Here is a 12,506-nt window from a genome sequence, read left to right on the forward strand (position 1 = left end):
GTCGTGTGGGTGCCTGGTCCGCAGGAGGATTCCTGATGATTCGCCCCCTTTTCCCCCCTTTTTGTTGTAAACGTATTTCAGGACTTGACATCAGACACACCCCTAGAATGTGTCTGAAAATTTACCAGCAAGGTGCCTGAGGGTCCCCCTCAACGACCAGCTCCACAGGGGGAGGTGTGGAGGGGCCCTCCCCTCCACGGAAACCCCTCTTTTCCGGCCTGCACCTGCCTTTCTCGGCCCACCTCGAAGGACCCAGGCCGAGGCCGGGCAGGTCGAAGGCGAGAGAAAGGCTTTTTCCGGAGGGGCGGAACTCCTCCCTCAGTCCCCCGGTGCTACACCAGGCAGGCGAACGCACCGTGATGTCCCGTGCGGCCATGTTCGGCCCGATGGGAGAAGAACTCGTCCACATGGCACGCCGTGCATATCCCCGCCACCTCGATCCGCTGGACGCCCGCCTCCCGCAGCAACCGCGCGTTCGCCGCCCACAGGTCGAAGGAATGCGCTCCATCGTCCCATCGGGGCAGCAACCCATCCGGGGACCCGAAGGCCGCGATCACCTCACGCACGACCTCAGGGCCCACCCGATAGCAACACGGGCCGATGGCCGGCCCGATGCCCGCGATGAGGCTCTCCGGGCGGGAGCCGAACTCCCGCCGCATGGCATCCACCAGGGCCGTCGCGATGCCGGCCACCGTGCCCCGCCACCCCGCATGGGCCACCCCGATGGCGCGCCGATCCGGATCGTAGACGATGAGCGGCACACAATCGGCGAAGCGGAGCAGCAACGTCACACCGGGCTCGTCCGTGACCAGCCCATCGCAGGCGGGCACGACCTGCCCGCACATCTCCCGCCCCACCCGCTCTACGCGAGCTCCATGCACCTGCTGCGGGCTCACCAACGTGGCGGGGTCCACGCCCAAAGCCACGCACAGCCGACGGTGATTCTCGGCGACCCGCTCCGGAGCATCCCCCCGGGCCGTCGTCAAATTGAGCGACGCGAAGGGCGCGGGGCTGACGCCCCCCAGCCGGGTGCTGACGGCATGGCACACCCCTCGCTGCTCGGCCAGCTCCGTGAACTGATAGAACGTAACCCCTTGAACGGTGCGTCGAAACATGAGCAGCCGCGTTATCCCAACAGACCGGTCGGCTGACGGCGCGGCCGAGGCGAGCCCCCATCGCCCGTACGGCCACGTCGCCTGGGAGGGAGCCCCCCCAGGAAGCGAAACGCCCACGCCTCATCACAGGCGCCGCAGATCAAGCAGCCGGCCGAATCGATCGGGCAGGGCTGCCCCGGCCGGCCGCGTTCCGCCAGACGACGCTCCATGCGCCAGTAGCTCTCCCGGATCGCCGGGTTCACGATCCGCCAGGGCAAGGGACGGTCCTGGGGCCACGCCCCCAGATACTCCTCGGCCGAGAGCCCGCACTCCGCCATCGCCCGGCGAAAGGCGGGGATCGATAGCTCCTCCACACGCAACAACACCTGGGCCAGGCGGCGGTCGCCACGGGCCAACACCCCTTGCACGGCAGCCCACTCGGGCGAATCCGCCCGGACGCCGACCCGATGTGGAGCGAGCTGCCGTTTGATCCACCGCTGTCGCCGCTTCAACACCTCCACGGGCGCCATCGGCTCCCACTGGAAGGGCGTGTGCGCCTTGGGCACGTAGGGGGTCGTGTTGATCGTGATGCGGCGTGAGAAACGCCCCCGGGCCTCCAACACGAAGTCGACCAGCGCCTGGATGTCCGCATCCGTCTCGGTGGGATGCCCGACCATGAAATACAGCTTGAGCTGCGGGAACCTCAGGCGCTCGGCCAGATCCACCGCGGCCAGCAGATCCTCCTCTCGCTGTGTCTTGCTGATCACGTCCCGCAGCCGCTGCGACCCTGCCTCCGGCGCGATGGTCAACGTCTGCGTGCCGCTCTCCGCCAACAACTCCACCAGCGGCACGCTGATGGGATCCGTGCGCATGGACGAGACGCTGACCCGGGCGCCCATGCGGCGGAGCTCCTCGGCCAGCCGGTCGATCTCCGTGTGGTCGGACACGGCGGCCGCGACCAGCCCGAGCTTGTCCCGATGCCGGAGCCCCTCACGCGCCCAGTCCAGGATGACATCCACCGGCACCTCACGGGGCGGGCGGTAAATGTAACCGGCCAGGCAGAAGCGACAACCCCGCCCACACCCGCGCGCGATCTCCATGAGATGCAGATCGCCGAACTCGGTATCCGGCGTGTACAGACAGGAAACGGTGGGATGCGCCGTCAGATCGCGCACCCACAGCCGATCGATGGGACGCCAGTCCGGCCGCGTGGGATCGTTATGGTGAACGAGCGGCACGTAAACGCCGGGAAGCTCCGCCAACCGCTCCAGCACGTCCCCCCGGGATGAATCAGCGGCATCTCGGAGCCGCTCGGTGAGGTCCCCGATGATCCCCTCCGCCTCACCGATGACGATGGCGTCGAAGAAGGGGGCCACCGGCTCCGGATTCATGCTAAGCGCCGGACCGCCTCCCAGCACCAGCGGCCAATCCTCGTCCCGATCCTCGGCCAGCGGCGGGATGCCCGCCTGTCGCAGCATCTCCACCACGTGGAAGTAATCCATCTCATAGGAGACGGTGAAGGCGAGGACATCGAACTCATCCACCGGCCGCTGCGACTCCAGGGAGATCAGCGTCCGTCCCGCCTGGAGGCCACCCTTGTCCCAGAAGACGCGCTCACATACCACATGCGGCCGCTCGTTGAACGCACGATAGATCGTCTGCAGGGCCAGGCTGGACATCCCCACGTAATACGTGTTGGGATACGCCAGCGCGATCCGCAGCCGACCTCCCCAGTCCTTATAAATCGTGCCCTGCTCTCGATCCAGGATCCGCCGGGCTCGTGCAATCTCTTCCCACTTCATCCGCCGCTTCCCTTCGCCATCCCCCAACCCTTTCCATCGTTCACCCGCTTACCTCACGAACCCATCGTAGATCCATCCCTGTAACACCGCGGTCCAGGAAGAGTAACGCACCGGGTCCGGCAGATAGGACCATACCAGGGCGAGGGCTTCCCGCAGATCCAGGAAGGCCCGTCGCCGCCAGGGCATGGACGACACGGCCACGTCCGGGGTCGGGCTGGGGTATACGGCAACGCCCTCCCGGTGGAACATCCGGTACGTCCGATACAGATGCAACGGGTGGCTCACCACGATCGCCCGTCGCCATCCATGACGGCGCATGAGGCTCGCGGCCACCTGCGCATCCTCCCAGGTGGAGAGGGAGCCCTCGGCCAGCCGGATATGCGAATCGGGGACGCCCCACGCCAGGGCCAGGCGGCGGGCCACAGCCGCGGCGGAGGCGGAATCGCCCGTGAACCCACCGGTCAGCATCAGATAAGGCGCCCATCCCTCCCGATAGAGGTTAACGCCGTGCTGGGTGCGACTGCGAAGATCGGGACCCGGCTGGCCATCCGGCAGGACCCGGGCCCCCATGACGATGATCACGTCCGCCTGCTGTCGCCGATCGACCTGTCCGTAGCGATCGATTCGCCATCCCAGGCCGACGATTCCCAGGATCCCTCCCAGGATCAGGATCCCCAGCCCACAGGCTATACCACGCAACCGATTCCACATGAACACGATTATAGCATGGCGCATTCGCGCCACCAAACGATCTCCGTCACGCCCCTATTCCGCCGAGGCCTCCCGCTCCCGTCGAAAGTCCACGAAACGATACCCCACCCCGCGCTCGGTCAGGATGTACTTCGGATGGTTCGTGTCCTCCTCGATCTTCTGCCGCAGGTAGGCGATATACAGACGCAGCAGCTGGATATCATCCCGATACTCGAATCCCCAGACTTTCTGCAACAGGACCTCGGAGGGCACCACCCAGCCCGCGTTCTGCACCAGATGGTAGAGGAGCCGCCACTCCGTCGGGCGGAGGTTCACCCGCTTGCCGTCCACGATCACCTCGCGGCGGGCGAAGTCGATCTGCAGCCGATCATCGACCTTGATCACCTCGTCGGAGCGCACCGAACGATCGGTGGCCCGACGCAACACAGCTTTGCAACGATCGCTTAGCTCCAAAGGGCTGAACGGCTTGGTCACGTAATCGTCCGCGCCGCCCGAGAAAGCCAGGTGCTTATCCCCCTCCTCTCCCTTGACGGTCAACATGATCACCGGCACATCGGAGATCTCCCGGATCGCCCGCAACGCCTCAAAGCCATCCATCTCCGGCATCATCACATCCAGGATCACCAGATCGGGCAACTCGGTGCGTACCTTCTCCACCGCCTCCAGGCCGTTGGATGCGGTGATCACCCGGAAGCCATCGAGTTCCAGGTTCTTCTGGATGAATTGGACCATTCTCGGCTCATCATCAGCCACGAGAATCAGCTTTCCGGCAAAGGGGTTGCTCATAAATCTCCTCTTCCTGGGTGCATCCCACCGCGGGCTGCAGGCTCATCAAAGATTGTATCATGCCTCAGGGCCCTCGGCAACACAAGGCGAAAGCCGGTAGCGTATCCAAAGGGATCAGAAATGACAAGCTGATGCACGATCCCCAAACGCCAGCCGTTGACAAAGCCCCCCTGCGATGGTACATTGAACATGCCTGCCACGTGCACAAATCCGTACGATAGATGGTGAGAGAGGCATGACATACTCAGCCTGGTTTCAGTGCATCCGAGGCTGCCCCGGTCGTTACTCCCTCTACGAGGTCATCTACGAATGCCCCTCCTGCGGCGGCCTGCTTGAGGTGGCCCACGACGTGGAAGCGCTACGGGACCGCAGCGCCTCCGCCTGGATGCGCCTGTTCGAGCAACGGGCCCGCACCACCCAGTGGCCCTACGGTTCAGGCGTCTGGGGTAAGAAGGAATGGGTCGTGCCCGACATCGACGATGACAACATCGTCTCCATGTACGAGGGACACACGAACCTCTTCTGGGCCGAACGCCTGGGCCGACAGATCGACCTTCCCGATCTGTGGGTCAAGCTGTGCGGCAACAGTCACACGGGCTCGTTCAAGGATCTGGGCATGACGGTGCTGGTCAGCGTGGTGCGCCAGATGATCGCGCAGGGCAAGCCGATCCGCGCGGTGGCCTGCGCCTCCACCGGAGACACGTCGGCGGCGCTGGCCGCATACGGCGCGGCCGCGGGCATCCCCACCATCGTGTTCCTCCCTCGCGGCAAGGTGAGCACAGCGCAGCTCATCCAGCCCATCGCCAACGGCGCCCTGGTCCTGGCCCTGGATACCGACTTCGACGGCTGCATGCGCATCGTCAAGGAGGTCACCAAGGACAACACCATCTACCTGGCCAACTCCATGAACTCTCTGCGCATCGAGGGGCAGAAGACGGTGGGGATCGAGATCGTCCAGCAATTCGACTGGGCCGTGCCCGACTGGATCATCATCCCGGTGGGGAACCTGGGCAATATCGCCGCGCTGGGCAAGGGCCTGCTGCTCATGCGAGAGCTGGGCCTTATCGAGAAGCTCCCCCGGCTGGTGGCCGCGCAATCGGCCAAGGCCAACCCGCTCTACCAGAGCTACCTGCGGGGCTTCGAGGAGAAGGTGACCATCCGGGCCCAGAAGACGCTGGCCTCCGCCATCCAGATCGGCAACCCGGTCAGCTATGAGAAGGCGGTGCGGGTGCTGCGTCAGTTCGACGGCATCGTGGAGCAGGCCACCGAGCACGAGCTGGCGAACGCATCGGCCATGGCCGACCGCACCGGCATGTACACGTGCCCGCACACCGGCGTGGCCCTGGCTGTGCTCTTCAAACTGGTACGCAAGGGCGTCATCCACCGGGACGATCGAGTGGTCGTCATCTCCACAGCGCACGGTCTGAAGTTCACCCAGTTCAAGCTGGGATATCATGAGGACACGCTGGACGAGGTGGAGGCCACATACGCCAATCCGCCCGTATACCTCCCCGCCGATGTGAAGGTGGTGCGAGAGGTGCTCGACCGTCGGCTGGAGGAGGCCGGGCGGTGATCCAGGAGCACGACCTGACGCTGTGCGGCCGGCGCATCGTGCTACGTCCCTTCACGGAGGCCGACCTTCCCACCGCCCTGGCCTGGTACCAGGACGAGGAGGTGCTGCGCCTGAGCGAGGGGAACGACATCGACGCCCGATCGGTGGAGGACATCCGCCCCATCTACGAGTACCTCTCCCAACACGGCCTCCTGTTCATCATCGAGGTGAACGGGCGCGCCATCGGCGAGATCTGCCTGGAGCGCATGAACCTGCCCTGGGTGAACGAGCGCTACCCCGGCGAACGGATCTACCGCCTCCCCATCCTCATCGGCGACAGGCGGTACTGGGGGCAGGGCTACGGGACCGAGGCGGTAGAGCTGCTCCTGGCCTACGGATTCGATCAGTTGGGCGCCGATCGCTTCTACATCCCGGGCGTGTGGGGGTTCAATCAGCGCAGCCTACGCCTGTGGCGCCACTTCGGGTTTCGAGAGGTGGACTTCCGGCCTGTGGTGCTGGATCGACGCGGGCGCATCGACGAGACCGATGAGATCGATCTGACGCTGACCCGGGCGGAGTGGAAGGCATATCAGGAGCGCCGGAGGGTTGGTCTCCATGAATGAGCGCGAGCTATCCCGTTATAGCCGACAGATCCTGTTCCCCGCGCTGGGGGAGGCCGGCCAGCGCCGCCTCCTGCGCTCGCGCGTGGCCGTCATCGGGTGCGGGGCCACCGGCAGTGTGATCGCGAACCTCCTGGCCCGGGCGGGCGTCGGATACCTCCGGGTTGTGGATCGGGACTTCGTGGAGCTGAACAACCTGCATCGCCAGATCCTGTTCGACGAGGAGGACGCGGCCGAGGCGTTGCCTAAGGCGGTCGCTACGGCCCGCAAGCTGCGCCGGATCAACAGCCAGATCACCGTGGAGGACATGGTCGCGGACGTGAACCCGGGCAACGTATCGAGCCTGATCCAGGATGTGGACCTGGTCATGGACGGGACCGACAACATGGAGACGCGTTACATGCTGAACGACGCCTGCGTGCGCCTGGAGAAGCCGTGGATCTACACCGGCGCCGTCGCCTCCTACGGCATGACGATGACCATCATCCCACATGAGACGGCGTGCCTGCGCTGCGTGATGCCGGAGCCGCCCGCCCCGGGCTCCCTGGCGACCTGCGACACGGCCGGCGTGCTGGGCCCGGCCGTCTCCGTGGTGGCCTCCATCGCCGCCGGCGAGGCGCTGAAGTGGCTCTCGGGAATGGCCGAGATCTCCCGGGGGATGCTGCACTTTGATCTGCTGGACAACCGCCTGGAGCGCTTCGAGATCAAGGGGCCTCGCCCTGACTGTCCCACCTGCGGCCGGGGCGAGTATGCGTTTCTGGAAGCGGAAGCAGGCACCCAGTCGGTGACTCTCTGCGGGCGCAACGCCGTGCAGGTGTCCGCGACGGGAGGCTCCCCGCCGGACCTGTCCCAGCTCGCCCGCTCCCTGGAGAAGGTCGGCCGGGTCCGGGTGACCCCCTACCTGCTGCGGGTTCAGGTGGACGACTACGAGTTCACCATCTTCCCCGACGGCCGGGCCATCATCAAAGGAACCGACGACCCGGCCCTGGCCCGGGCATTATACGCCCGTTACATCGGGCATTAGAGGGAAGGTCCGCCCCACAGAAGCAAGGGCGAAACGAGTTCCCAGATTAGGACATTTTGGGCATCTGTGATATAAAACACCACATTCGTTTATACAAGCCACAAGCCGAGAAGGCCAGGCGCAAAGCGGGAAATCAGGAGTGACATCCGCTTCTCGCTCCAGCACTCGGGTGCATTCCAGGTCCCGGAGCGCGATCACACCGGTATAGCGATCACGCTCTCCAACCGAGACGAAAGCCGCAGAGGCGGCGGACGAAGAGTCTACACTTCCACCATCCCCACAAGCCAAGCCGACGCTTCTTCGCCGAGGCGTTCCACTCATACACCCTCACCTCCATCAACCACGCCTCAACCTTTGATCCGCGAGGCGGCTACAGCCCGGAACGCACGGGAGTAAATCAGACATCGATCGCTGAAGAGCTGCGAGGATTCCCCGGGTCTTAGCAGCCCCATCGGTTTCGTCGTGGTAACCTTACCAGGGAATCGCCCCAGGGCATGCTGCCGCCTTAAATACGCCCAAGATGTACTTTCCGACATCCCCCAGACCCTGCACGGCAACTGTGCGAGGAGGAGCCGACAGAATGAACGACCACCAACCCACTCGACTTCAGTCACCCGCCTGGAGACGGGCGCTCCGCATCTGGCCTCATCTTCTGCTGTTGTTGACGATCACGCTCACGCTGATCGCGATGGAACAGCCGCTCTACGCAGCCTCGATCACGGTGAACACCACCCACATGGCGGTCGCCAACGATGGGCGTTGCTCGCTCATCGAGGCCATCATCGCCGCCGAAACCGACTCCGCATCCGGCAGCAAAAGCGGCGAATGCCCGGCCGGACACGGCGCCGACATCATCGTACTCACCCCATCCACGTACACGCTCACAGCGGTCTATACCGACAAGGTGGGGTCCTTCTTCATCGGCCCCACGGGATTGCCTCCGATCCTCTCCGCCATCACTATCGAGGGCAATGGGGCCACCATCCGCCGGGCGAGCAACGCGCCCGAGTTTCGCATCCTGGTCTTTGGAGGGGCGACCGGCCGGCTCACGCTCAACAACCTGACCATCCGCGGCGGCTACACCTCGGGCGAGGAAACCGGCCCGGCGATCTGGGGCGGCGGCGACGGTGTCTTGACGTTGAACAACGTCGCCATTAAGGACAACATCTCCCATCATACGAGCAACCCCAGGCCCGTCGACGGGAGCATCAACGTGGGGCCTCTCACCCTGATCATGAACAACAGCAGCGTCACAGGAAACACCGGCGCCCATGGTATGGGGCTGTTGTTGTCTGAGGTGAAGGCCGTATTCACCAACAGCATCATCGCCAGCAACAACGACGTAGGGGTCTCCGCATACGGAAGCGACATCACGTTCATCGGTGGGGCCGTCCGCGACAACGCGTTCGTGGGGGTCGAGGCAGCCAAGAGCCGCGTGCGCATGGAGGGCGTGCGGGTGAGCGCCAATCGAGATGGCGGCCTCGATATATCCCAAAGCACGCTGACGATGATCAATAGCCAGGTCGTCGACAACGTGGTCCGTAAGGATTTTGGCAACCTCGCCGCGGGCATCGCCATTCGCTCCAATTCCGCCGTCACCCTGACGCAAAGCTCGGTCACCGGCAACCGGGAGTTCAATTACCCCTCCTCGACGGAGGCCTCCGGCGGCGTGATCGGAGAGGATGGCATCAAAGTGATCGACTCGGCGCTGACGCTGATCCGCAGCCTGGTCACCGATGACCTGACACAGGACAACGTCGATCTCGCCCTCGCCTTTTACGGCACTGATCTGGTCATCGACAACAGCACGGTGAGCGGCTCAGCCACTTCTCAGATCTACCTGGGCGACGCCGAGTCGGTGAGCATCTACCACAGCACGATCGTGTCCAGTGATGATGATCCTATCGCCTTGTATAACATCGGCGTCGATCATCAGGTCGTCAAGATCAGCAACAGCATCGTCGAATCGTGCGGTGAATATGTCACATCGCTCGGGTATAACATGACCAGCTCCAAATGGTGCGGATTCAAGGCCACCGGCGATGTCCTGGATACCAACCTCGACGGCTACCTTGGGCCCCTCCAGGACAACAGCGGCATCACCCATACCCACGCCCTGCTGTCGGGCCCGGCCGTCAATGCCATTCCACCCCACGTGAACGGCTGCGACCCCGGGCAAAGCCGGGATCAGCGAGGCTATCTGCGGGCGGGCGGCACCGGAAAGGGGGACGACTCTTGCGATATGGGCGCGTACGAGGCCAGCTCAGCCCGCGGTTCCGGGGCCAGGACACACCTTCCGCTCATGATGAAGCGCTAACCCAACGATCACAACGCGCTCCACCATGCCGATAGCGGGCTCCATCCCCAACCGCAGCACACATCGCCACGTCCGCATGCGGGAAGCCGATGCTCCTTGCTCCCAACCTCCTTCTATGGCATAATCCCTATCGCCTACATCCTATGCATTTGCACATCCATTCTAAGGAGGAGACCGATGAAGATCCGAATCGAGTACTGTGCCGCTTGAAACTACACGCCCAGAGCCGTCAGGATGACGGAACAGCTTCTGTCGGACTTCGAACCCCAGATCGAGGAGCTCACACTGATCCCCTCTGATGGCGGCGTCTATGAAGTTGAGGTAGACGGCGAGCTGATTTACTCGAAGAAACAGACGGGGCGCCACGCGGAGTACGAAGAGGTGAAGCAAGCGATACAGAAGAAGCTCGGTCAATAGGGATCGGTCAGCAGAAAATCGAAAGCCCTCCCAAATGGGAGGGCTTTTACTCATCATTTTGGAGACCACACCTGCACAGGGGCACATCACGCCGCCTCGCGATCTACTCCTCATGCACCTCCCACCGCCCCTGCACCTCCTCTCGGGAATGCCATCCTGAGGCATCCCAAACATCCCGCCGCTGCCAGAAGTGGATCGTGACGCGCGGTCGTCCATGAGGCGCGGCGGTGGTCTCCGGCGGCGATGCCGGCAGCAGGGCTCGCTCCAGGAGGCCGCGCAGGATGGCCACGCCGGCACGGGCGGCCAGGCCGACGACGCCCACGGCGATGGGCACAGCCGCGCGGGCGAGCAAGGCGGGCAACTGAGACCGGGTCGGGGCAGGCACGGCATCCGGGGACCGCCCGCAGCGCGGGCAACGGGGCTCCAACACCGGATAGGCAGCCCCACAATGCGGACACACTCTTTGAACAGAGGACGCCATTTCCATCCCTCCCCACCCGTTTCGGACACCCGATGAGCGCTCCCGTCAAGATGTAGTATAACCAATCGCTCGCCAGGTGCCAACTTCCCGCAAAAGGCAACTGTTCGAAGCGCGCCAAAGAGCGGCTTCATGAACCACCAGTGTAACGCCGCCACCGCGGGCTGAGGGGCGAGTTTTCGAATAAATTTGACAAACCATAGGTTCTGACTTATACTTCGCCGTTGTGAGGGGCTGTAGCTCAGCTGGGAGAGCGCTTCAATCGCACTGAAGAGGTCAGGGGTTCGAATCCCCTCAGCTCCACTGGTTTATCGTCTGCGGCATAGGATCCGGCCCAGACGGATTCCATGCCCTAGGCGATAAGCGAACAGGCTGTGAACAGGAGTAGTAGGCCAGCCCCACAGCGAGTCGGGAAAGACCAGGTGGGAGCCCGATCACGGTGGCAATGGGGCCCGCCATAAAGGCCGAACTCGCCTGGGAGCCCTGGCCCTCAAACCTACATTAGGGGACAGCGGGAGCGCCCGTTATCGCGCATAGAGCGGTCGGAGATTGCACGGGGCTGTAGCTCAGCTGGGAGAGCGCCTCAATGGCATTGAGGAGGTCAGGGGTTCGAATCCCCTCAGCTCCACCTACTCGCTAGCTCCGACAACCAGGGTGGTACCGCGGAGAACCCCTTCGTCCCTGAAGGCGATGGGGTTTTCTTCTTATTATCAACCTATTCCGTTCAGGAAGTGATCGAATCACCCGCTCGCGACGTCAAAAGGAGGAAGATCCCATGCCCATCAAGGAATCCCAATGGATCTGGTTTGATGGCGAATTCGTGCCCTGGGCTGATGCGAAGGTCCACGTCTTGTCCCATGCGCTGCACTATGGCAGCAGCGTCTTTGAAGGGATTCGCGCCTACGAGACTCCCAAAGGGGTAGCGATCTTCCGGCTGGAGCCACACGTCAAACGCCTCATGAACTCCTGCAAGATCGCCCACATGCCCGTGCCTTACACCCCGGAGCAGATCTCCGAGGCCATCGCTGAGACGGTCCGCCGCAATCAACTGGGTTCATGCTACATCCGCCCGTTGGTCTTCCGCGGCTATGAGGTCCTGGGGGTCGACCCGCGCAGCTGCCCCGTGCACACGATCATCGCCGCCTTCGAGTGGGGCACCTACCTGGGAACGGAGGCGCTGGAACAGGGTGTGGATGTTGGCATCAGCACATGGCGACGGATGGCCCCGGACACCTTCCCCGCGCTGGCCAAGATCGGCGGTCATTACATCAACTCACAGTTCATGGTGATGGAGGCCCGGGACCGCGGCTTCGTCGAGGCCATCGCTCTGGACATCTATGGCTACGTCTCGGAGGGCAGCGGGGAGAACCTGTTCGTCATCCAGGATGGGATCATCTACACGCCGCCGTTGGGCGCCTCGATCCTGGGCGGGATCACTCGCGACAGCGTGATCACCATCGCTCGAGATCTGGGCTACGAGGTGCGAGAGCAGCTGATCCCCCGGGAGATGCTCTACATCGCCGATGAGATCTTCTTCACTGGCACGGCCGCTGAGGTGACGCCCATCCGATCCGTCGATGGGCAACAGGTGGGCGCCGGACGACGCGGGCCCATCACGAAGCGCATCCAGGAGCAGTTCTTCGGCATCACGCAGGGGAAGCTCCCCGACCCGTACGGGTGGCTGGACTACGTCTAATAAGGAGAG

The 12,506-nt window shown here is 63.8% G+C and carries 11 protein-coding genes and 2 tRNA genes; 8 read left to right on the forward strand and 5 right to left on the reverse strand.

Annotation, left to right across the window (positions count from 1 at the left end):
- Positions 1-332 precede the first annotated feature (332 nt).
- The 4 genes from pgeF to GXP39_09500 are packed head-to-tail and all read right to left on the reverse strand — an operon-like array spanning position 333 to position 4,393.
- Positions 333-1,115 (reverse strand): peptidoglycan editing factor PgeF, encoded by a 783-nt coding sequence (gene pgeF, locus GXP39_09485; protein NOZ28269.1) that lies wholly within the window; start codon positions 1,113-1,115, stop codon positions 333-335.
- A gap of 11 nt (positions 1,116-1,126) precedes the next feature.
- Positions 1,127-2,896 carry a radical SAM protein gene (locus GXP39_09490; GenBank protein ID NOZ28270.1) on the reverse strand — a complete coding sequence of 590 codons (1,770 nt, stop codon included), beginning with the start codon at positions 2,894-2,896 and terminating at the stop codon, positions 1,127-1,129.
- Between the two features lie 48 nt (positions 2,897-2,944).
- Positions 2,945-3,631 carry a YdcF family protein gene (locus tag GXP39_09495; GenBank protein NOZ28271.1) on the reverse strand — a complete coding sequence of 229 codons (687 nt, stop codon included), beginning with the start codon at positions 3,629-3,631 and terminating at the stop codon, positions 2,945-2,947.
- 30 nt (positions 3,632-3,661) lie between these two features.
- On the reverse strand, positions 3,662-4,393 hold the full coding sequence (locus tag GXP39_09500; GenBank protein NOZ28272.1) for a response regulator transcription factor: 732 nt from the start codon (positions 4,391-4,393) through the stop codon (positions 3,662-3,664).
- A gap of 235 nt (positions 4,394-4,628) precedes the next feature.
- Here GXP39_09500 and thrC point away from each other — a divergent pair, with 235 nt between their 5' ends.
- From thrC to GXP39_09525, 5 genes are all read left to right on the forward strand, one after another.
- Positions 4,629-5,966, forward strand: a complete 1,338-nt coding sequence (gene thrC / locus GXP39_09505; protein NOZ28273.1) for a threonine synthase — start codon at positions 4,629-4,631, stop codon at positions 5,964-5,966.
- The gene (locus GXP39_09510) at positions 5,963-6,568 is read left to right on the forward strand and encodes a GNAT family N-acetyltransferase (GenBank protein NOZ28274.1); all 606 of its coding nucleotides are present in this window, start codon (positions 5,963-5,965) and stop codon (positions 6,566-6,568) included. Before thrC ends, GXP39_09510 begins: the two co-directional genes overlap by 4 nt.
- Complete coding sequence (locus GXP39_09515) at positions 6,561-7,589, forward strand: thiazole biosynthesis adenylyltransferase ThiF (GenBank protein ID NOZ28275.1); 1,029 nt, start codon at positions 6,561-6,563, stop codon at positions 7,587-7,589. Before GXP39_09510 ends, GXP39_09515 begins: the two co-directional genes overlap by 8 nt.
- Positions 7,590-8,169: 580 nt before the next feature.
- Positions 8,170-9,906 carry a hypothetical protein gene (locus tag GXP39_09520; protein ID NOZ28276.1) on the forward strand — a complete coding sequence of 579 codons (1,737 nt, stop codon included), beginning with the start codon at positions 8,170-8,172 and terminating at the stop codon, positions 9,904-9,906.
- A 234-nt stretch (positions 9,907-10,140) separates the two neighbouring features.
- A complete protein-coding gene (locus GXP39_09525) occupies positions 10,141-10,323 on the forward strand; it encodes a SelT/SelW/SelH family protein (protein ID NOZ28277.1) in 183 nt (60 codons plus the stop codon).
- Between the two features lie 103 nt (positions 10,324-10,426).
- Here GXP39_09525 and GXP39_09530 read toward each other — a convergent pair whose 3' ends face one another.
- Entirely contained in the window at positions 10,427-10,804 is a 378-nt protein-coding gene (locus GXP39_09530; protein NOZ28278.1) for a hypothetical protein, read from the reverse strand.
- Between the two features lie 227 nt (positions 10,805-11,031).
- Between GXP39_09530 and GXP39_09535 the strand changes: the two genes are divergently transcribed.
- The 3 genes from GXP39_09535 (at position 11,032) to GXP39_09545 (ending at position 12,497) form a co-directional block, all read left to right on the forward strand.
- Positions 11,032-11,104 (forward strand) — tRNA-Ala (locus GXP39_09535).
- 252 nt (positions 11,105-11,356) lie between these two features.
- Positions 11,357-11,429 (forward strand) — tRNA-Ala (locus tag GXP39_09540).
- A gap of 147 nt (positions 11,430-11,576) precedes the next feature.
- Positions 11,577-12,497, forward strand: coding sequence for a branched-chain amino acid transaminase (locus tag GXP39_09545; protein ID NOZ28279.1), 921 nt, complete (start codon positions 11,577-11,579; stop codon positions 12,495-12,497).
- Positions 12,498-12,506: the final 9 nt, after the last annotated feature.

This window comes from Chloroflexota bacterium, from assembly GCA_013152435.1.
Classification (GTDB): Bacteria; Chloroflexota; Anaerolineae; order DUEN01; family DUEN01; genus DUEN01.